Origin of the sequence: Butyrivibrio sp. VCB2001 (assembly GCF_000423965.1) — a bacterium.
GTDB lineage: Bacteria > Bacillota > Clostridia > Lachnospirales > Lachnospiraceae > Butyrivibrio.
This window is the reverse complement of sequence record NZ_AUIZ01000031.1, coordinates 1-19,881: the sequence shown is the minus strand read 5'-3', so window position 1 is coordinate 19,881 and position 19,881 is coordinate 1. Positions and strand designations below refer to the sequence as shown.

The following is a 19,881-nucleotide window of genomic DNA, read 5'->3' as shown; positions in this document are numbered from 1 at the left end:
CGCCACTATTTACGTCTGCCATTGGGATTCGACATTCAATGCTTACCTTGCAAAAAAGCGAGCCGAAGGAAAGCACTACTATGTTGCTGTATCCCATGCAACGAAGAAGCTCGTGAGACTGATATATCAGCTTGAGAAATCTCATCAGTCATACAACAAAGCAGCTTAACTAATTCCATACAAATCTTCTTTCAAGAGCATCTAAAACGATGCTCTATTTGTCATGCAGTTTTCAAGGTGCTGAATACGATGAATAAGTCATCGTCGCTATATTTAAAACATTTCTGTTTTAAAACATTTTTATTGACTTTCTTTAATAGTTAGTCTTGTCTAAAAGGATCTCAGACAATTCATCCCTGAGCTCATCATAGCCATCATCCTGTCCAAGGATATATAGTGCTTTTCTTATTTCTTCCGGGGTTATCCTCGTATTCATGTAGGTCATTTCAACATGGGTATCCTCGGTAAAGTAGTTATAAAGGTCAGAAAGCTTGGAAAATACTGTCTTTTTATCTTCATTGTCTTTTAGTTCATAATTGATATCTTCAAAGGCAATGGTCTTGGAAAAACTGTATCCATCATGCTGGCACATCCCATTACGGTACATCGCCTTATAGGGAATGGTGCCCTGCGCAGTCAGAGGAAACCTTCCTTCTTTCTGAGCTTTCCTTATGGCTTTCTCCAGCTTTTTGGCATCTTCTTTGGAGATTTTTCCATCTGTACCCTTTATGATCAGTTTTTTATTTTCTTTCTGTTTTCCCATGAATCCACCTCAGGCTGTTATACTATTGTCTTTTTGTTCTTTATTTGCCCTAAACAGCCTTATTTTGTTATTAGCCTTAGTTTTATGCCTTAAGGTCTTTTCTTCTCTCTTTTTGGCTTTAAATGCTTTTTTCACGGCTGCCTTTCTGACAAAGCCCTTATACTTTTCCTCAAGCAGAATCTGCTTCTTTATCGCCGTATATCTGTTATCCGTTGAAAAAGGCCTGTTTGTCTGTGTTAGGAACACCAGACGCACCTTGTCGCGGATAAGCTTCTCCACGTATCTCCCATGCACATCCTCATAGGTTCCGCCGAAAAAGATCGGAATACTTATCAGGCAGATGATAAGGCATGCAAACGTATTGTCCATTCCGCTTTTCAGGCATAAAACGTATACTGGTGCATCAATCAGAATGACAATTGCGAAGCATACAACCTGCCTGACAGTAAAACCGGAAATTGGCTTATCCTTGATCTTGTTCAGGTCACAATGATTCTCTGTATATGCCATCTATCTTTTTCCTCCTAAATCGCTTAATGGGCTCCAAGAGTGACGTCTGCGACCTTCTTTGTTGAAAAGAGTCCCATACAGAGCGCCAATGTGTACATAAGAGTGCTCCACGCCATGGTGCTTATGGTCAGATCAGTCCTTGTAGCCAGCTCTGAGATCAGCACTTCAAATATCGCAATAATGATCAGTGTAAAGAAGCCTTGAAGTCCCAGTGATGCCAGATTTTTTAAATAGTTCTGACCAGTCTGATTCTGTCCCTGATCCATAAGTGTTGCCATAGGTATCGCTGCAGCAGAGGAATACACAAGAATGCTGATTATCCTGAAATACATAGCCACTTTACATAGCACAGCAACAATGCTGACAAGAACCTTGCACATCATAAGCTGTATAGTCATACCCAGAACTTTTCCTATGTCTGTAGGGTCTACCAGATCAATCAGTTCATTTAGTTTGTCCTGAAGATTGATATCTGATTCTGTCAGAGTTATGATCGCACCTGCTTTTGCCAGTATCCAGCCGACAACATCGAATATCGCAAGGACAATGTCATAGGTTTTTGTCACAAGCACGATTCCAATCGTCGTGTACAGGATCCATTTGAACACAGGCATGAAAGTCATGTCCTTATATGTATTCTTATCCTCGATTATCTTGATAAAGTTGATGGTCATCAGATAACAGAGAATGAGGCACGCAACTGGCACTATAGCTGTGTCAGATATTCTTCGTATCATTGTGAAAAGCGTAGCATCATATGTCCCGGGATTGACATCAATTAGACCTCTGACGTCGCCTGTCAGTCCTGATAACGCCTCAAAAAAGTCATTGGCCGCCCCCTTAAGCATTTCTAAAAACATCGCTTGAAAATAGTTACTTAGCCATTCCATTTTGTTTTTTCCCTTTAAGAAAAGGGCTTATTTCAGCCCTTTCCTTGCATGTTATTAAGTTAATGTGATCATTCCAGAAAGCTTTGGTACAAGGACCTGTCCTACAGCGATGATGATTGCACCACCGATGAACATGGCAATACCAGTTGCTCTTACAGCCGGGTTATTATCAGCCTGGGACTTACCTACTTCGATCAGGCCTCCAATAATTGTTGCTGCCCCCAAAAGTGTCACGATTGTCTGGAGCAAACCTACTCCTGTTGTAAAGAACTCCATGATTCTCCTCCTTTTTCAGTGTTTTTTATAAATAAAGCCTGTGGCTGTATTTATCCTGCTTTACTTTCACTTTCATCAGAAAGGTCTATGACTGTTGTTTCATACTCAGTGTCTTCGCACAAAAAGCCCATTCTGTAATTTTCAAGATAATCCTCGAGATTAAAGCTGTTCTTATCATCAGCATCCGCTGTGAATTTATAGAGCGGATGCTTGGAAGTGTCATATTTATCCGAATAAAACGGCGGTACTCCCCTGAGCTTTACGAGCAGCTTGTTTCCCGGCATGTTACCTATATCTTCAACACTCATAAGCTTTTTCCCAGCCTTCCTATAGCTGTTACCGCTGCTTCGCGTCTGGCCGTAGGTATCAGATTGCCCCAAAACATCTATAGTCTCCTGGCCCAAAAGATCTGACCAGTCTTTCCAGGAAGTAAACTCATTACCTCCAAGGAATCCCTTAACGTCACAAGAGGCTTCAATGTTCTCCGCCTTTTTATCTCCATAAAGGTCTATAAGCTGATTCTTTGCCTGGAAGAACATCCACATGGAAATTCCTCTTGAACGAAGCTGTGATATAAGATGCTCAAGCTTTGGGACCTGCCCTGTGTTATAGGTCTCATCCCACAAGACTCTGACATGGTACTTGAGATGTCCTCCACTAAGATCCGCCTTAGTTTTCAGCGTATTAAACATCTGTGATAGCGCCATCGATACAAGGAAGTTAAATGTGGTATCTGAGTCATCTATGATGAAAAACACAATGGTCTTCTCATCACCGATCTTATCCAGCTCAAGCTCATCAAATTCCATCTTTTCCCTAACAGTATCTATATCAAAGGGTGATAATCTTGCTCCTACAGAAGCCAGAATGCTCCTTTTGGTCTTGCCAGCACCTATAAGGAACTTCTTATATTGCCTCACGGAATAGGTTTCACCATTTTCCTCTTCATGTTCCTCGAACAGGATGTCTACAGCGCATTTTTCAGCTTCCATTGAGGTATATTCTTCTTCCTCACCCTTATCGTTGATCCTTGTTTTCTTGACAGGTACCGGATCTGTTACCTTGATCTTGGCTATAAGGTCCAACATTGTGATCATGTTTCTGGCATCAGTGACTTCTCTTTCGCAGATATATCCTATGATTGCGTTATAGAGAAGTTTCTCTGCCTTGGGCCAGAAAGGGTCCTGTCCCTTTTCATCAGGCTCTTTAGTATTTTCCATGAGTGTTGATACCATTTTCTGGATATCAGTCTCTTTTTTTATATAAGCGAACGGGTTATAACCCATAGATTTATCAAAATCTATTGTGTTAAAGACCTTTATCTTATATCCCATCTTTGTAATGAGGCTCCCGCAGCTATCAAGCAGCGTTCCTTTGGGATCAACTACCACGTAGCTTGAATGGAACTGTAAGAGATTGGGTAGCAACATACTAAATGTCTTACCAGCACCAGAGCCTCCGTAGAATATAGCATTCTTATTTCTGCCCATATACCAGGGCTTAACCTTTTCTTCCATCGTCAGGAACTCTGTTTTTGAAAGGATACAGTTCTCTCTAAACTTTGGATTTACGAATGGCTTTATATCTGCAGCTGTTCCGATCCTTGCATTTCCATATTCTTCGCCTGGTCTCATCTTCTTTCTGGTCGAATCCTTGTACCAGATATATAGGAACAAGAATGCACATCCCACGAGGCCCCATAACAGATCCCAGAGGTTAAAGGACAATATTGGCCAGCCGAACAAATTGCCGTAGTCAATATTTGTTATCTTGTCCGAAGCGTTGTTTCCTTCTGCAACCCGATAGATGTAGCCAAACTTATCCATAAAGTAGAATGCAGCTGCATAAGGGATCAGTTTATATAACTTGCTCTTGTCCATTACTTGGTACGCTCCATTGGCTCCAACTCCTTAACATCTATGTCGATATGCGAGTTGATTTCTTTGTTTACTGTATTTGCATGTTCTTCATAGAGCTTTAATCGCTCTTTTATACCTAAGGCTTCTTTTGTCTTAGCTTCTGTTGCTTTTGCCGGCTTCTTTTCGCCTGCAGTTACATCCTTTTCTGCTTCACGCTCAGCATTTCTCTCTGTTTCCTTTTCTGTCTGGTTACCAAGCAGCTCATTCTTCACATCCTGCTGATATTTGTCCTTCACATAATCCTCAAACAGATGGCTCATTACCTCTGCATTTTTCCCAGAGAAAAAGAAATGCATTGTGTTCGGATCTACTGAATCCTTAACTATGGCAAAGTCCACACCGTTCTTTTTGCAGGTACGTGAGAACTCTTTGAAATCTGTCTGATTTACATCCAGCTTTCCTATAGGTCCGGAGTGATTTTTATCGAACTTCAAAAACTTCTTGAGCGCTTTTGGACCCTCATAAACTCTTGTACGGTTGTGAAACTTGTTATAGGCCTGCCCTATCAAAAAAGCTGCTGCTTTACCGCCAATCTTAAGCCCCTTTTTACCTAATTTAACTGCGACATGAATTGTTGTTTTTGCGCCTATAGCGCTAACCCTTTTAGCATCTTCCTCTGTCATTTCTAGCACGCCTCCACTTTTCCAGGTCTTCTATGAACGATAAAATATGCTTTCTTTGTTCATTAGCCAGATTAAGCGATTTGATCCTTGTTCTTATCTCTTCTATGGATTCTTTCTTTTCCAGAAGCCGATACATTATTTCAGACTCAATTTTGTTGATTAGTTCATTTCTCCAGATCTGATCTCCAACGCTCATCTCTTACCCCCACTCTCACGTTAAATCCGACTCGTTTATTACAAATTCCCCTATTTCTACTCCAAGGCATCTGCATAGCAGTTCATACTCTGCAAACTTAAATGCCCGTTCTCCGTTCACTTTTTTGTATAGGCTGTGCCTGCTCATTCCACAGGCATTTGCTATCTCTCCGAATTTGATACCGGAATTCCTGATAGCTTCATGAAGCTTTTCATAATCTAGCATTATATACCAACCAAACTTATATCATATAATTTACATTCATCTTTCCGAGTCAATAATATATTTCCTTTGTTTTGATTTGTCAACAAAAATATTAACAAAAGTTATACTGTATAAGTTTCAACGCAATATATAATGTTTATATTCAATTTTCTAAAAGTTCTCTAAAATCGCGCAAATTAAACAAACTTAATCGTTTTTGTTTCTTTTTTGTGCTATAATTCTCATTGCTTATATATAATTTTAATTCATATTTTGGAGATATTATTATGGACGTTCTTTACGAGAATATTGCTAGACTTAGACGTGAACAGGGCCTCAGACAGGCGGATCTGGCACAGAAAGTTGGCTATTCAGCCAACACCATGATTGCCCACATAGAGCAAGGTACTGTTGATCTTCCCTACTCAAAGATACAGGGCTTTGCGAAAGCTTTGAATGTTACTGTTCCGCAGCTTATAGGTTATGAATCAGATGAATTTACAACCAAGATGGCTACTCTTTCAGAAGAGGGCAAACAATTTTTAAGACAATGTCTGGACTTTGCGCTCTTCACTTACGGTACAGAGTCTAAAGATTCTGAAGAGAAATAAAAAGATGCGCCAGCTCACACTGGCGCAATATCTTTTGTCAGAAATTGTATTATGTCTTCGTTTACTTCTACCAAATAGACAAATAGCATAACAAGTAGTTTATAGAGGACAAATATAACCGATGAGATTCCCATGGATATCAGTGCAACCTTAAATGTTCCTACTTGAGCAAACCAAAATACAAACCCTAGAATCGTGATAAGGGCCATCGCTCCTCCAATTATATAACCGAAGAATAAAATCCAGAATTCCCCGACCATATCCAGGAATTTTATGATTATGTAGATTGGTAAATACAGAATCAAAAGTATTATCTTTAATGCCTTCATATTCCCTCCGTCACAATACTTATCATTCAGTTTCCCTGGACCATCTCTAACAACCTGTTATCTTCTTTACACTCTTCTACTTCTCCTACATAGTTCACCAGAACTGATCTAACAGGTTCGTCGAACCCTATCTCATCAATCACCTTAAGAATTGTTCTTCTCTTGATACTCATGGCTGCAGCTATGAATATTTCAGCCTTAAGCTCTACTATGTACCTACGGTCAAAATGGCAATTCTTTTTGACCTTATGTAGATTCTGTTTAAAGTCTTCTTTCGCATCAAATTGCATATTCGCACCTCTCATTCTGGAATAGATGAATTAAAATTATATGAAAGTGTGCTTTAATACTGTTTTTATACCTTTAAACTTATAAAATATAATTTAAAATGCATTTTTAATATATTGCGTTTATTCTCTTCTGTCAATCCAATGTATCTCTATTAGATTTTCTAATAGAATAATTGTTTAGATTATTTATCCTCTATTCAAATTACATGTCTCTAATAGACTTGCTAATAGATATCTAATAGACTTCTATTAGATATTTGTAATAAAATCCTATTATAGTTTCTATTAGCATGTCTAATATTATAATATATTAGTTGTTCTAATATGTATTCTAATTTATTATCTAATATTTCTGTATATTAATATATCTATTATATTATCTAATCTATTTTATATTATATCCTACAATATATTATCTTATACATTTTATATTTCTATTTACAATATGTATTGCATTTTATATTTGAATTACTATTTGTATTTTATATTATAATGTGTTATTCTATTATATATTAGATTTGAGAATTTATTATATTACACAATACAATATATATTTGTAATGTATTTTACATTAGGCATCCAATTATATATTGCAATAGATATTCTATTAGATTATCTATTAGTGCAGGAGGATTAAATGGCAATAAAGATAGCAGTAGCAAATCAAAAGGGCGGAGTAGGTAAAACCACAACAGCAGTAAACCTTGCAGATGCATTAAGACACTTCAACTATAAGGTACTGTTCATAGATCTTGACCCACAGCATAACTCAACCAGCACCTATGGAGCTGTAATAGAAGATGAGAACACCATAGTAGATCTGTTGAAGAAGGACTGTACTGCAAAAGAAGCTATTCAGACAACTCCTTTAGGAGACATAATCGCAGGAGATGGCCTTCTGGCAACAGAAGAGAACTACTTTAATTCACAAAAAGCCAGAGAGAGGATTCTTAAGAGCCAGTTAAAAGAACTGGAAGATGATTACGATTTCATCATCATGGATACACCGCCAAACCTTGGAATCTATATGATAAATGCTCTTACAGCCGCTGATGGCTGCATTATTCCTATAAAAGCAGAGCAATATGCTATAGATGGTCTTGGACTTCTTATTGAGACAATAAACGAAGTAATTGATCTTTTAAATGAAAACCTCAAAATCTATGGTGTCCTGATGACTTCATATGACGCAAGAAATGGTCTGGATGTAGGAATAAAAGAAGCTCTTCCGGAAGTGGGCGAAGCAAGAGGATTTAAAGCATTCGATACACAGATCCGTATCAGCCAGGATGTTAAGAAAGCCCAGGCAATCAGAGATTCCGTTGATGAAGACGGCAACCTTATAGTGGCAAACAGATCACTTTTTGAAAACTTTAAAGCAAGTAACGCAGCTGTAGACTATGTTAATTTCACAAAAGAAGTATTGGAGGTAATCAATGGCTAAGCACACACAGAAAAACGATGCACTTGGAATGTTTGGTAACACAAAACCAGTAAATATCAAGAAACAGCCTGCAAAAGAGACTCCAAAGAAAGCTGAAATTGTAGAGGAAGCAGAGAAGAAAGCTCCATCACCTAAAGCTGAAAAGGTAGAAGAGAAGATTCCTGAAAAGAAGACAGAACCAAAAGTTGAGCAGGAAGCTAATCCTGTAGAAACACCAGCATTGTCAGGAATGGGATTAAAGCTTACAATGGATCTGGAGAAGAAAGAACGCACTAAGAGAACAAGATGTTTCTATCTTAGCGATGAAACTTATGAAAAGCTTGTAGAAATGTCAAAAAAGAGTCAGTCAAATGCTTCTGAGTATCTGGAATTCATTTTAAAGCAGGTACTGTTTAATTAAGGATTTATCCACAACCAATAATTACGTTTTTAGATTGCTTATATAAATATATATTAATAAACAACAACAGAGAAAAATTAATTTGTTTGTTTAGGGACTGCGAAAGCCCAGTATTTAAGCCAATTGTAGCGATTTGGAAAGTAAGAAATGGATTAATAGAGCGTAGCTGTTGGTTACATGTAACGTAGAAAATGGATTATATTGGCGGTAAGAATGGTGATTGTCAGAAAAAACATACACCAATCTTACCGCTTTTTGTACCCATAAATAACGTAAATGTAGGTAAATACGTAAAGTCTGGATACAAATGATGACCTGGAAAGGGCAGTAGAAAGGCTTATTCCGAAAGTACGTAATAATTGGTTGTGGATAACTCGGAATATACACCAAAAACTACGCATTTAGATCAAAATAGGTGTTTTTAACGTAATTTTTGGTGTATAAATCATTGACCAAATCGGTTAAGAATCATAAGGAGCCTATATTTGGGCTTATATTTAATGAGAAATATCTACGTAGAAATTGGATGTATAATCAGCACACCAAAAATTACGTTTTTAGACTCGAAAACAGTGTTTCAGGACACTTTTGGGCAAAATCTAGACTGAAGAATATCCAGTATTTATGCGTTATGTAGAAATCTACGTAAAAATTGGTGTATAGGAAATATGAGTGTACCAATTTTTACGTGTTCAGAACCAGATAAGAACTATCTACGTAGAAAATGGATTAATATAATAGAATATCGACTATATCGGTCAATATATTAAAAATCACGTTGATGCCAGATATAGTACACGATTGAAGCATTATTAGACAGAAGTATGTATACACCAAAAATTACGTAGATGGGCTTAGATGATCTTCGTTAGAAGTAAAAGCGTAAAAAATGGTGCATGTTTTTTGTGGCAAATACTCCAGATAAATAGAAAGAAGGATATATAAACGTAGTTTTTGGATTGAAAGATACACCAAAAGCTACGTTTTTTGCATAGAAGGCCGGAATACAAACTACGTAGAGTTTGGTGGTTAGAATCAATCCAATCACTACTGATTATTCTTTAAAAGCGTAGTAAATGGTTGTAAAATATAAACCAAACGCTACGCTTTTTGTTGACATCGGCGTAGAGCTTGGTTTATTCTAAAATCAAGGGTAAATACGTAGAAAATGGTTTAATGAACGTAGTAATTGGTGGGGGAATTAGATGAGTAAGGCAAATGAGCCGCTTTATAATTTGAGCTTGGTAAAATCAAATGACATGATTTCAGCCAAGTATAAGGCGACACTTCTTGAAAACCAGGTTATGGCCATTGCTTTAACCAGAATAGAAGTGAATGAGAATGATAAAGAGCATCCTTTAGTAGCCCGGCTGTATCCGAGAGAACTCAAAAAACTAGTAAGTGATGACAGACATATATATAGAGATCTTAAGGATCTTGCGAAGACAATAACCGGACATACGATGTTTCTTGAGGATGGAAAGGGAAACTTCAAGGCTTTTTCTGTAGTTCCTAATGCTATCTATAAGGATGGAGTCTTTAGTATTATCTTTAACAGTGAGCTTAAAGAGCATATCTTAGGACTGGAGAAGAACTATACAACGTTGGAATTGTCAGTAATGACTGATTTTGAAAGGAACTCTTCATTCCGTATATATGAGCTACTAAAGAAGGATCTTTACAAGAGTAAGCCCGATGTTAATGACGGAAGAGTAGATGTACAGTACAATCTGTCAGAGTTCAGATTCATGATTGGCCTTGCAAATGGTGATGATCCGATAGTTGCTAAGGTTATGGCCAGACAAGGGCAGAATATTGATTGGGATGCTGTTTATGCGAAACTCCCCAAAGACAGCAAGAAATATGATCCCTGGTACGAGGTTCAGAGAAATGTCCTTAGACCTGCTCAGAAGGAACTCAAAGAAAAGAGCGATATAAGGTTTGAGTATGAAGGCCTGAAGAATGGCAAGAAAACAGCAGAGATTCTTTTCCATATCTATCCTAATAAGCCTTCAATTTCTGTTATTTCCAAGTCCAAGGTTATAGAGAGGGAACAGCTTAACAGACAGCTTGAAATCCCTTACGATCTGGAACAGTTTGCGCCGCTATATGATGAATTTATAGGTCATAACGAGTTGACCAAGGAAGATATTGATCTGCTTCTTGTAAAAGCTGATTTCGACAGCAAGAAAGTTATAGCTGCGATCGATTATGCTGATGAGCAGCCACATGTATATAACTACATGGGATTTCTTATTAGAGCTATCGAAGAAGGCTACACGCAAACATTTACAATTAATGGAGATGCAGAAAAAGGCGCAGGATTCGTCAAATTTAAGGAAGCGTATAAAGAAGGCAAGAGGACAGGAGATATTCAGAAGGCTGCCTGGGAAAGAATTCAGAAAAATGATGACTTCCAGGAGTTTGAGGCAATGATTGTCGAGAACGGACTGACTATAGAGCAGCTTGTTTCAATCTATTCTCTTGATGAGGTAATAAAGTTCTATTCAGACTGGAAATTCGGCAGACCACTGAACTTTTAAGACTATAAGACGTTCTAATAGAAACCCTATTAGAACGTCTATTTTTTGATAAAAAGGACTAATTTTAACGTGTTGATAATTTATTAACGATTTGCTATAATGCGAGATAGCTTGCGTCGAAGGGAGGAGTGTGCAATGTGTAATTATTGTGTTCCTGGAAGTGAAAAGCTTGAAGAATGCATCTATAACAAGAAGATAGATGCAGGCATTCTAGGGGGACTATTCCTTGACATGAGAGTTGATAGTGACAACAGCGCGGTAAGAGTAGACATCGGCAATTCGAATGGTGAGGGAGCTGGAGACTTAATCAAAATCAATTATTGCCCTTTTTGTGGCAGGGATTTGAACGAGGAAGCCAGCTAAAGTATTGAGGCTAGTGTTGATATAAATGTGTGAAAGAAGGCAGATCAGATCATTCTGGTCTGCTATTTTTTTACAGCCAAACAAAGGGTATAATATAGCAGTTGATGGCCGGGGAAAAGTTGACTAAAAAGGAAGAGATGACCGTTTACCTGCTCTATCTGAAGAACGATTAGAGAAACGCCATGGATAACACATGATATCTATAAATGCTACAGTAACAACCCTTTTATAATAAGGCATTAAACCAAATATTAAATCGCGCTATAACAAGTTAAAACTTGAAATCAAAGGCGTTTTTGAGGTGTTTTTGTACATGGAATGTATTTTAAAGGTGACTAAAAAGGGAATGATATTTAAACCTTGTATCGAATAAGAAATCATAATGACAGATCAGGAATTTATAGCCAAATATGGAAGCAAACTAAATACTCAGCAGCTGGAAGCTGTCAGGGCCACGGAAGGACCGGTGCTTCTTCTTGCTGTTCCAGGGAGCGGTAAGACCACGGTTCTGGTCAATCGACTTGGATACATGCTCTATGTTAAGGGGATTGATCCTTCAAATATCCTAACTCTTACCTATACAGTGGCAGCTACGAGGGATATGGCAGAACGTTTTACAGCTCTTTTTGGAGAGGATATCTCTGACAGGCTTGAGTTCAGGACCATAAATGGAATATGTGCCAAGATCATAGCTCACTATGGAAGACTTATCGGCAAGACTTCATTTGAGCTTATCACTGACGAAAAGATCTCCGGTAAGCTCCTTACTGACATCTTTGTGAAGATCATGAAGGAGTACCCCACAGAGAGCGATATAAAGGCAGTACGGACGCTTATCACCTACTGCAAGAACATGATGCTCGAGCCTAAAGAGATTAAAGAGCTGGGTGAAAATGAAGGAATAGAGCTTCTGGATATCTACGAGAGCTACAATCGTGAGCTCAAGGCCAGAAGTCTTATGGACTATGATGATCAGATGATCTATGCCTACAGGATGCTTAAAGGTTCAAAAGATTTATTAGAGTTCTACAGGGATAAGTATCGCTATATCTGTGTGGATGAAGCCCAGGACACCTCAAAGGTTCAGCATATGATAATAGCTCTTTTGTCAGGTGAAAAGGGCAATCTGTTTATGGTAGGGGATGAGGACCAGAGTATATATGGATTCAGAGCAGCATATCCTGATGCGCTTCTTCATTTCGAGAAGGAGCATCGTGGAGCCAAAGTCCTTATCATGGACAAGAACTACAGGTCCAATGCCAAGATTGTAGAAACGGCAGACAGATTCATTCAAAAGAATTTCAGCCGTCATGAAAAGCATATGTGCGCTACAAGGGAGGCAGAGAGCGACATCAGCTTTATATCCTTAAGTACCAGGGAATCTCAGTATAAGTACCTGCTGGAGATGGCAAAAGACGTAAAGACCCAGACAGCAGTACTTTATAGGGATAATGAGAGCATTTTGCCGCTTGTAGATCTGCTACTTAGGGAAAATGTTCCTTACAGGATAAAGAATGCAGACATGGCTTTCTTTACACACAGAGTAGTGGTAGATGCTGTAAATATCCTGAAGTTCTGCCTTAACCCTTCAGATCCCGAGCTGTTTATGAGGATATACTTCAAGTTCCAGACCTTCCTTCGTAAACCTGACGCTGAAGCCATGTGCAGGATAGCGGATGATAGGCATATAGGGATTCTGGATGCTGCAGAGTATGTAGATATAAATAAACATGTTTTAGGCAACGTAAGGGCCCTTAGGACGCATTTTAGAAATATGGCTTCAGAATCTACCTACAAAGCCATAAACAGGATGGACAGGTTTATGGGCTATGGGGATTACCTTCGGGATAACAATATTGATGACAACAAGCTCTTTATCCTGAAGATGATATCTAAGAATGAGCCTACGATAGAAGGATTTCTTGAAAGGCTTGAAGAACTGCGCCAGATCCTTACTGATGGTGAGGTCAATTACAAAAGCAAGCTGATACTTTCTACCATACATTCCAGCAAGGGCCTTGAGTATGACACTGTGTACCTGATGGACGTAATAAATGGTGTATTCCCAAGTAAGATCATTGGCTTTAAGTCGGCTTCCCCAAAGGAAAAGCGTGATTATGAGGAGGAGCGAAGGATCTTTTACGTTGGAATTACCAGGGCAAAGGATAAGCTCTGCATATTCAAGTACGGCGATGAGGCTTCCATATTTGTCTCAGAGATAAATCCTGAGCAAAAGCCCATAAAGAAAGAGAAGGTAAAACGGAAGAAGGAGAATGTACTTCGTAAGCCGACTCCTCTTTTAAAGAAAAGGCCCGCGGTTACAAGTAAGGATAATGTCCCGGATAGTCTTATTATAGGTGAGCGTATATCATCTCCCAGGTACGGAGAAGGCACCATTACTGATGTTGTTTGGGATGACGATGAGATTCCTATGAAGTTTACCGTGGAGTTTGATTCTGGGAATGAGAGGATATTCATGTATCCCTTTGCTTTTACGACAGGGATGAAGGTAATAGAGTGAGAGGCGATGGTAAGGTGACAGTAAGAAAACGGATAAGAAAGATCTTTACAAAGCAGGAGCAGATGTCAGAAGCTCTTTTTCTGAATCTTATCCTGGCATTTAGCGGCGGTTTTCAGGACGCATACACCTACATGGTGAGGGATAATGTATTTGCCAATGCTCAGACCGGAAATGTAGTGCTTATGAGCACTTATCTCATGCAGGGACTGTGGCAAAGAGGACTGATGTACCTGTTTCCGCTGTTTTCCTTCATGGCAGGTATATTTATCTCTGATAACGTAGGCTTTTATTATCGGAATGCGAAAAAGATACACTGGAGACAGGGGATAGTAGCTGTAGAAGCGTTGATAATGTTGATTGCGGCATTTCTTCCGCAAAACCTGAATATGCTCTGTAACTGTCTCATCTCTTTTTCCTGCGCGCTGCAGGTGCAGTCCTTTAAGAAAGTGCATGGAAATGTGTATGCCAGCACCATGTGCATCGGAAACATAAGGAGCGGAGTGGTGTCTTTTTCCAAGTATCTTAAGACCAAGGATGTTAAGGATATCAGAAAAGCAGGAGACTATTTTGCAGTGATAGTGACTTTTGCAATAGGAGCCGGATTTGGCGGCAATCTATCAGAGCTATACATGGAAAAGACAATCCTCGTATCTTGTGTGTTGTTAATCATCTGCTCGTTTCTTATGGATCTTGATAAAGACTGATATTGCTGCAGTCTAGGTACATGTTTAACGGAGAGGAGACCATAATGAACGTAACCAGGATAGAGGATGATCGCTTAAAACCATGCCCATTCTGCGGTGAGAAACCGTGGCTGGCGCAGAGTTATGCAAAATATGGCTTTTGTAGCAGCCTGGATGAATTACCAGAGGGAGCTGAAGCCAGGGAGAATAGAGGAACAGAAGAAGACCCCAGTATCTTATGGGAAATGAAGACTTATCGTGTGAAGTGTGGCACATCTAAATGCTTTGGAAATCACTCGCAGTATTATTATCTTAGCATAGATGAAGCATTAAAATATTGGAATAACAGGGTTTGAGAGGAGATTGTATGAAAAAAGTTGAGATTATTGCGCTGATAGGTGCTATTACAGTATTGTCTGCAGGTTGTGGCAGCAAGCCTGCAGATGTGTCGGGTAAAGAAACAGCAATAGAGACTGCCACTGCGGAGGATTCAGTAAAAGAGAGCCTTCAGGCGCCGGTAGTAAAGGACGGAGTGATGGAGCCGGGAGAAGATGCCATAAACGTTGTATTTGAGTGGAATCCTGTTGATGGTGCAGATGGCTACGAAGTCCTCGAAGAGAATAAGTTTTGTGAAGAAGATGAGTATCGAGAAGTGACCGAGGATAGCACATCTGTTATCACTGATACCTCTTATGTTACCGGAGCGCAGGATGACTTTGATTTCAGGATTAAGGTAAGAGCTTACCGGGGAGACGGTGAAAACAGGGAATATAGTGAGTGGAGTGACTACTCATATGGCAGTTCCTACGATAAAGCGGACAAGGTATCAGGCATTGAGTCTTCAACAGGATCTGCCACACCTGAAGAAGCAGATGCTCTGTTTAAGCAGGCTATAAACGGGGAAATTATTGTCAATGCAGTCTACGAGGACGGGACTGATATTTCTTTCTGGATACCTGATCTGCCACAAGACCCTGAGGAGTGGGACAGTTATTCTGTTGGCGAGAGAGTAGACCTTGATAACGACGGAGTTAATGAGCTTATTCTAAACGGACCCTATGGCGGCAAATACCTGGATGCAAGGGACGGCGGAGTTTATCAGCTCGCTGAGGGAGAAGGAACTGCTGGGCAGCTGTATTACGCGGAATATGATGGAAAGACATATATCTGTCACGTGGACAATTCTCATGGCGGCAGAGAGATCTTTTTGATGGACCAGTACAATGGGAATGGCGCAATCGTAGAATCTACGTCGCTTACAGCTGAATACTGGGACTACGTAGAGTTTACTGCGGATGCTGCTGTATGCCATTTTGGAGACGAGGAAATATCGGTTGAAAGATATCTGGAACTAAGAAAAGAGATTTTTAAGTATTAAAGATGAATACAGAAATGACTAAACTGCAGGACATCTTGCCTTTTTGGGAAAAACTGTATATAATTCTAATTAACCGAAATGGATTTGGGCTAAATTGATTTCGGTTAATTGCATTTAGGTGGATGGAGGATAAACATGAAGGATATATTCCGAGGTCGATCTGCTGAGCTTAAGATACTTGATAAAAAATTCAAACAAAAGGGCTTTGTAATGACGGTTTTGTACGGCCGAAGAAGAGTAGGCAAAACGAAACTGGTTAATAAGTTTATTCAGGATCATGACTGTAAGAGCATCTCTTTCACAGCAGTCGAGCGAGAAGAGTCTGAATTACTGTCAATGATGACAGAGGCTGTCCTTACGGCGCTAGCACCGGATATGCTTGGAGATATCAGCTTTAACAGTTTTGAGAAATTATTTGATTTCATCGGCAGACAGGCTGAAAGGGAGAGAATAGTTTTCTTTATAGATGAATACCCATATCTGGCAAAGCAATGTCCATATATTCAGTCAGTTCTGCAGAAGACCATAGATACAAGGTGGAACACGGGGAATCTGTTTTTTATTCTGTGTGGTTCTCTTGTCAGTTTCATGAAAGAAGAGGTACTTGCAGAGTCTGCTCCATTACATGGCAGAAGCAATTTAGAGCTTAAGCTCAGACCATTCAATTATCTGGAGACAGCAGATTTCCTCGAGGGATTTTCGAATGAAGACAAAGCTATATGCTATGGGCTAACGAATGGTGTAGCGAAATATCTAGAACAATTTGATACGAGTTTGTCATTAGAAGAGAACATTATAGACCAGTTCTACTCTGTAGGAGGTTATTTCTCTGAAGAGCAGGTTAAGACGGTTGTTTCAAGCGAAAAACAGAGCCCTGCTCTTTATAATTCGATTATTTCGGCGGTGGCTACAGGGCATACAAAGAATGGAGAAATAGCCACTTATATCGGTTCTGATGATGTAACGTATCCATTAAAGGTCCTTGTTGGTGCAGAAATACTGGAAAAAAGGATGTCTAAGAAGCCGTACTATGTACTAAATGATAGCATGCTGGAATTTTGGTTTAGATATGTTAACAGGGCAACCAGTCTCATAAATGCAGGCAGAGGAGAAACATATTATCATTCCAATGTTAAGGAACATCTGCATGATTTCATGGGAAAAGTATTTGAAAAGATGGCTAAAGAGTATCTTATATTGAATGCCGGACTTAATGGATTGCCGGTTTTGACAGAGATAACTGATTATCAGGCATCAGTTCTTGATGAGAACAAGGAGCAGATGCAGATAGAGATCGATCTTCTTGGAAAGAACGACAAGAACATTATGTTGGTTGGCGAGTGTAAGTTTAAGAATTCCCCGTTCGATAAAGAAGAGTTTGAATGGTTCATGGACAAAATTAAATACATACCTGCGTCAGCTCCAGTGATATGTATTTTTTCTCTTGGTGGTTTTACAAAGTACGTAAAGGAAAATGCGGGAACGTGCATGCTAATCGGCATTGATGATATGTATTGAACATCCCAGAAGAGTGCAGAATAATGCTAAAAGATAAAGATATTCGGGAACCGCTTTTTGACTTCCTTGAGGATACATATGGGAAAGTCCGGATAATTGAAGAAAAGACCATGGGTCGCTCCAGAGCGGATCTTGTGATGGTTACAGAAGACAGCCTCGTTGGTATTGAGATAAAGAGCGATGCTGATACCTATGCAAGGTTGGTGACTCAGGTAAAGGACTACGACAAGTACTATGATTACAACATTGCTGTAGTTGGTTCCAGCCATGGGATCCATATAAAAGAGCATGTTCCGGTGCATTGGGGCATAATCACCGTTGAAGAGGTGGATGGAGTACCTGATTTTTACATGCTAAGAAAGCCTGAAACCAACCCAAACATGAAGCTTGAGAATAAGCTTAAGATCCTTTGGAGACCTGAGCTTGCTCTTATTCAGGAAAAGTATGGAATGGCAAAGTACAAGGAAAAGAGCAAGTCTTTTGTAATTGATAAGATCAGCGCTCTTGTTCCGGATATTGTTACTATGGAGGCCCTGTCCGGTACTATCAGCAATATTCTCTTTGAAAGAGACTACAGCAAGGTGGCGGAAACCCTTACAGAGTACCGCAAGGGAGAGCTTCAGAAGGCTATAGAAAAAGAGACTGATCCTAAGAAAAAGCTTGAACTCATGGTAGAACAGGCTGAAAAGAGTAATAACTTTACTAAAAAGACCAAGAGAAGACGCAGGAGAAGATAAGATGGCATCGCCAGTTAGTATAAAGAGTGCAACTGCGAAGAAAGCGCAGAAAACATGAAAGAGATAAATATCAAAGGCATTCTTCTTACAATAATCGGAGCAGCTTGCTGGGGGTTGTCCGGATCCGTGGGGCAGTACTTATTTGACGTTCAGGGGATGGACAGCAGATGGCTGGTGCCGATAAGGCTTGGAGTATCGGGAATACTCATACTGATTTACTGTTTTATAAAATATGGTAAAACAACTCTTAATCCCTGGAAGACCAGAAACAGGGCGGTTCTTATGGTCGTATATGGCGTTCTGGGCGTATCGGCCTGTCAGTTCCTGTATTTCCTTACGATTGAGCTGTCAAATGCAGCTATAGGAACGATTTTACAGGATCTGGCACCTCTTTTTATTCTGGGATATACCTGCATAACCATGAAAAGAAAGCCGGGGGCTTTTGAGGTTATATCAATCATACTGGCGATGCTTGGAGTATTTCTTTTAACTACTCATGGAAGTATAGATAACATGTCTGTCTCAGCGCCGGCGCTTATTGCAGGAGTCGGAAGTGCGTTTTGTGTTATGGTCTACAACGTTCTTGCACCAAAGCTTTCAGATGACATACCGGTCATTGTGGCCCAGGGATGGTCATTCCTTATGGGAGGCATCGCAACTGCGCTGTTATTCAGAACATGGACTATAGATTATAAGCCAGGATTTATGGGCTTACTTGGTATCGCTTTTGTTGTTGTCATAGGAAATATCTGCGCTTTTACTTTGTATATCAGTGGTGTGAAGCAGATAGGCCCACAAAAGGCAATCTTGTATAGCTTCGCAGAGCCAATAACTGCAGCAATCATTTCCGTTACTGTGCTTGGAACGTCGTTTACTGTATTTGATGCATTGGGATTTTTGTTGATCTTTGCTATGCTGTGGCTTATAACATTGTTTGGTAAAAAACAAAGCTAAAATAAAGGATTGCTTTTATCGTTTTGTTATTCATATTTTATCGAATATTAACATAATAATGATAGAATTAAATATGAACATTTAAGGCAAAGTACAACGATAAGGCGAGTGTATCATGAAATCAAAAAGGATCTATACTACTATCAGCATAGCCCTCCTTTTCCTGGTAATCTGTCTGGGCGTCTTTTTGACGCCTGTTTTTGCTTCGTCTGATTCTCCTGCTACAGTATTTACAATTGGTGTGCCTGTAGATAGATGTCCTATGTTCTATCTTGATACAGCCACCGGCGAGATTGCAGGAATCGGCGTTGATCTTATGGAATCCGCTGCCAAAGAGGCTGGTTTCAATGTCACATTCAAAGCTATAAGTGAATCAAATCTTAAGGAAGCCCTTGATAGTACTGAGTACGATCTTGTTATGCCCTTTGGAAGTGCTGTTTCAAGTGCATCTGGTCAAGCGACCATCGTATCGGACAATCTCATCCAGACCCCATTTACCCTTGTGACTACAGATAAGCACTCTATTTCTGACATAAATACCATCAGAGTAGGCATGCTAAAATCACAGGGCGGAGTAGCAGAAACTGTAAAGCAGTTATACCCTGGAATAACGATAAACCTTTACAATTCCATGGCTGATTGCATTAAAGCGCTTAGAAATGAAGAGGTAGATGCACTTTTACATAACTCATATGCGTGGAGCTATGTGCTTCAAAAGCCATCCTATAA

The 19,881-nt window shown here is 39.5% G+C and carries 23 protein-coding genes and 1 pseudogene; 14 read left to right on the top strand and 10 right to left on the bottom strand.

Annotated elements, in window-relative coordinates; all coding sequences use genetic code 11:
* Positions 1-169 (top strand): annotated as a pseudogene (locus tag G589_RS22470) (IS110 family transposase); the annotation flags it as partial.
* 144 nt (positions 170-313) lie between these two features.
* Here G589_RS22470 and G589_RS0117365 read toward each other — a convergent pair.
* The 8 genes from G589_RS0117365 to G589_RS20570 are packed head-to-tail and all read right to left on the bottom strand — an operon-like array spanning position 314 to position 5,402.
* Positions 314-763: a hypothetical protein gene (locus tag G589_RS0117365; RefSeq protein ID WP_026523000.1), complete on the bottom strand. Its 450-nt coding sequence runs from the start codon at positions 761-763 to the stop codon at positions 314-316.
* Between the two features lie 9 nt (positions 764-772).
* The gene (locus G589_RS0117360; protein ID WP_026489187.1) at positions 773-1,273 is read right to left on the bottom strand and encodes a PrgI family protein; all 501 of its coding nucleotides are present in this window, start codon (positions 1,271-1,273) and stop codon (positions 773-775) included.
* A gap of 23 nt (positions 1,274-1,296) precedes the next feature.
* Positions 1,297-2,163 (bottom strand): VirB6/TrbL-like conjugal transfer protein, CD1112 family, encoded by an 867-nt coding sequence (locus G589_RS0117355; protein ID WP_155832580.1) that lies wholly within the window; start codon positions 2,161-2,163, stop codon positions 1,297-1,299.
* Positions 2,164-2,217: 54 nt separating this feature from the next.
* The gene (locus tag G589_RS0117350; RefSeq protein WP_022770711.1) at positions 2,218-2,439 is read right to left on the bottom strand and encodes a Maff2 family mobile element protein; all 222 of its coding nucleotides are present in this window, start codon (positions 2,437-2,439) and stop codon (positions 2,218-2,220) included.
* 50 nt (positions 2,440-2,489) lie between these two features.
* Positions 2,490-4,319, bottom strand: coding sequence for a VirD4-like conjugal transfer protein, CD1115 family (locus G589_RS0117345; protein ID WP_022770712.1), 1,830 nt, complete (start codon positions 4,317-4,319; stop codon positions 2,490-2,492).
* The gene (locus G589_RS0117340) at positions 4,319-4,981 is read right to left on the bottom strand and encodes a PcfB family protein (RefSeq protein WP_022770713.1); all 663 of its coding nucleotides are present in this window, start codon (positions 4,979-4,981) and stop codon (positions 4,319-4,321) included. The genes G589_RS0117345 and G589_RS0117340 overlap by 1 nt, the downstream gene beginning before the upstream one ends.
* The gene (locus tag G589_RS0117335; protein ID WP_022770714.1) at positions 4,962-5,177 is read right to left on the bottom strand and encodes a hypothetical protein; all 216 of its coding nucleotides are present in this window, start codon (positions 5,175-5,177) and stop codon (positions 4,962-4,964) included. The genes G589_RS0117340 and G589_RS0117335 overlap by 20 nt, the downstream gene beginning before the upstream one ends.
* A 15-nt stretch (positions 5,178-5,192) precedes the next feature.
* Complete coding sequence (locus G589_RS20570; protein ID WP_022770715.1) at positions 5,193-5,402, bottom strand: helix-turn-helix domain-containing protein; 210 nt, start codon at positions 5,400-5,402, stop codon at positions 5,193-5,195.
* A 266-nt stretch (positions 5,403-5,668) separates the two neighbouring features.
* Between G589_RS20570 and G589_RS21495 the strand changes: the two genes are divergently transcribed.
* On the top strand, positions 5,669-5,992 hold the full coding sequence (locus G589_RS21495; protein ID WP_022770716.1) for a helix-turn-helix domain-containing protein: 324 nt from the start codon (positions 5,669-5,671) through the stop codon (positions 5,990-5,992).
* Between the two features lie 14 nt (positions 5,993-6,006).
* Here G589_RS21495 and G589_RS0117325 read toward each other — a convergent pair whose 3' ends face one another.
* Positions 6,007-6,321, bottom strand: coding sequence for a hypothetical protein (locus G589_RS0117325; protein ID WP_022770717.1), 315 nt, complete (start codon positions 6,319-6,321; stop codon positions 6,007-6,009).
* Between the two features lie 26 nt (positions 6,322-6,347).
* A complete protein-coding gene (locus G589_RS0117320) occupies positions 6,348-6,611 on the bottom strand; it encodes a hypothetical protein (protein ID WP_026522998.1) in 264 nt (87 codons plus the stop codon).
* Positions 6,612-7,248: 637 nt separating this feature from the next.
* Here G589_RS0117320 and G589_RS0117315 point away from each other — a divergent pair.
* From G589_RS0117315 to G589_RS0117260, 12 genes are all read left to right on the top strand, one after another.
* Entirely contained in the window at positions 7,249-8,055 is an 807-nt protein-coding gene (locus G589_RS0117315) for a ParA family protein (protein ID WP_026489190.1), read from the top strand.
* Positions 8,048-8,455: a hypothetical protein gene (locus G589_RS0117310; protein ID WP_022770720.1), complete on the top strand. Its 408-nt coding sequence runs from the start codon at positions 8,048-8,050 to the stop codon at positions 8,453-8,455. The genes G589_RS0117315 and G589_RS0117310 overlap by 8 nt, the downstream gene beginning before the upstream one ends.
* A gap of 1,205 nt (positions 8,456-9,660) precedes the next feature.
* Complete coding sequence (locus G589_RS0117305; protein WP_022770721.1) at positions 9,661-10,998, top strand: replication initiation protein; 1,338 nt, start codon at positions 9,661-9,663, stop codon at positions 10,996-10,998.
* A 135-nt stretch (positions 10,999-11,133) separates the two neighbouring features.
* Positions 11,134-11,361 (top strand): hypothetical protein, encoded by a 228-nt coding sequence (locus G589_RS20560; RefSeq protein WP_022770722.1) that lies wholly within the window; start codon positions 11,134-11,136, stop codon positions 11,359-11,361.
* A 382-nt stretch (positions 11,362-11,743) separates the two neighbouring features.
* Entirely contained in the window at positions 11,744-13,882 is a 2,139-nt protein-coding gene (locus G589_RS0117295; RefSeq protein ID WP_035776553.1) for an ATP-dependent helicase, read from the top strand.
* A gap of 14 nt (positions 13,883-13,896) precedes the next feature.
* On the top strand, positions 13,897-14,586 hold the full coding sequence (locus G589_RS0117290; protein WP_026489192.1) for a YoaK family protein: 690 nt from the start codon (positions 13,897-13,899) through the stop codon (positions 14,584-14,586).
* A 44-nt stretch (positions 14,587-14,630) separates the two neighbouring features.
* Complete coding sequence (locus G589_RS0117285) at positions 14,631-14,921, top strand: Lar family restriction alleviation protein (RefSeq protein WP_022770725.1); 291 nt, start codon at positions 14,631-14,633, stop codon at positions 14,919-14,921.
* Between the two features lie 11 nt (positions 14,922-14,932).
* On the top strand, positions 14,933-15,943 hold the full coding sequence (locus tag G589_RS0117280) for a hypothetical protein (protein WP_022770726.1): 1,011 nt from the start codon (positions 14,933-14,935) through the stop codon (positions 15,941-15,943).
* Between the two features lie 135 nt (positions 15,944-16,078).
* On the top strand, positions 16,079-17,461 hold the full coding sequence (locus tag G589_RS0117275; RefSeq protein ID WP_022770727.1) for an ATP-binding protein: 1,383 nt from the start codon (positions 16,079-16,081) through the stop codon (positions 17,459-17,461).
* A gap of 23 nt (positions 17,462-17,484) precedes the next feature.
* Positions 17,485-18,198 (top strand): sce7726 family protein, encoded by a 714-nt coding sequence (locus G589_RS0117270; protein ID WP_022770728.1) that lies wholly within the window; start codon positions 17,485-17,487, stop codon positions 18,196-18,198.
* Between the two features lie 54 nt (positions 18,199-18,252).
* Complete coding sequence (locus G589_RS0117265; protein WP_022770729.1) at positions 18,253-19,152, top strand: DMT family transporter; 900 nt, start codon at positions 18,253-18,255, stop codon at positions 19,150-19,152.
* Positions 19,153-19,267: 115 nt separating this feature from the next.
* Positions 19,268-19,881: substrate-binding periplasmic protein (locus G589_RS0117260; RefSeq protein WP_026489195.1), on the top strand; the 614-nt coding region annotated here is incomplete at its 3' end.

Excerpts from the sequence above, each read along its gene's own strand:
- G589_RS0117340 (WP_022770713.1), bottom strand. The coding sequence starts at position 4,981 with ATGACAGAGGAAGATGCTAAAAGGGTTAGCGCTATAGGCGCAAAAACA.
- G589_RS0117365 (WP_026523000.1), bottom strand. The coding sequence starts at position 763 with ATGGGAAAACAGAAAGAAAATAAAAAACTGATCATAAAGGGTACAGAT.
- G589_RS0117350 (WP_022770711.1), bottom strand. The coding sequence starts at position 2,439 with ATGGAGTTCTTTACAACAGGAGTAGGTTTGCTCCAGACAATCGTGACA.
- G589_RS0117265 (WP_022770729.1), top strand. The coding sequence starts at position 18,253 with ATGAAAGAGATAAATATCAAAGGCATTCTTCTTACAATAATCGGAGCA.
- G589_RS20560 (WP_022770722.1), top strand. The coding sequence starts at position 11,134 with ATGTGTAATTATTGTGTTCCTGGAAGTGAAAAGCTTGAAGAATGCATC.
- G589_RS0117275 (WP_022770727.1), top strand. The coding sequence starts at position 16,079 with ATGAAGGATATATTCCGAGGTCGATCTGCTGAGCTTAAGATACTTGAT.
- G589_RS0117315 (WP_026489190.1), top strand. The coding sequence starts at position 7,249 with ATGGCAATAAAGATAGCAGTAGCAAATCAAAAGGGCGGAGTAGGTAAA.
- G589_RS0117320 (WP_026522998.1), bottom strand. The coding sequence starts at position 6,611 with ATGCAATTTGATGCGAAAGAAGACTTTAAACAGAATCTACATAAGGTC.
- G589_RS21495 (WP_022770716.1), top strand. The coding sequence starts at position 5,669 with ATGGACGTTCTTTACGAGAATATTGCTAGACTTAGACGTGAACAGGGC.
- G589_RS0117280 (WP_022770726.1), top strand. The coding sequence starts at position 14,933 with ATGAAAAAAGTTGAGATTATTGCGCTGATAGGTGCTATTACAGTATTG.
- G589_RS0117295 (WP_035776553.1), top strand. The coding sequence starts at position 11,744 with ATGACAGATCAGGAATTTATAGCCAAATATGGAAGCAAACTAAATACT.
- G589_RS0117345 (WP_022770712.1), bottom strand. The coding sequence starts at position 4,319 with ATGGACAAGAGCAAGTTATATAAACTGATCCCTTATGCAGCTGCATTC.
- G589_RS0117270 (WP_022770728.1), top strand. The coding sequence starts at position 17,485 with ATGCTAAAAGATAAAGATATTCGGGAACCGCTTTTTGACTTCCTTGAG.
- G589_RS0117355 (WP_155832580.1), bottom strand. The coding sequence starts at position 2,163 with ATGGAATGGCTAAGTAACTATTTTCAAGCGATGTTTTTAGAAATGCTT.
- G589_RS20570 (WP_022770715.1), bottom strand. The coding sequence starts at position 5,402 with ATGCTAGATTATGAAAAGCTTCATGAAGCTATCAGGAATTCCGGTATC.
- G589_RS0117360 (WP_026489187.1), bottom strand. The coding sequence starts at position 1,273 with ATGGCATATACAGAGAATCATTGTGACCTGAACAAGATCAAGGATAAG.
- G589_RS0117335 (WP_022770714.1), bottom strand. The coding sequence starts at position 5,177 with ATGAGCGTTGGAGATCAGATCTGGAGAAATGAACTAATCAACAAAATT.
- G589_RS0117285 (WP_022770725.1), top strand. The coding sequence starts at position 14,631 with ATGAACGTAACCAGGATAGAGGATGATCGCTTAAAACCATGCCCATTC.
- G589_RS0117325 (WP_022770717.1), bottom strand. The coding sequence starts at position 6,321 with ATGAAGGCATTAAAGATAATACTTTTGATTCTGTATTTACCAATCTAC.
- G589_RS0117305 (WP_022770721.1), top strand. The coding sequence starts at position 9,661 with ATGAGTAAGGCAAATGAGCCGCTTTATAATTTGAGCTTGGTAAAATCA.
- G589_RS0117310 (WP_022770720.1), top strand. The coding sequence starts at position 8,048 with ATGGCTAAGCACACACAGAAAAACGATGCACTTGGAATGTTTGGTAAC.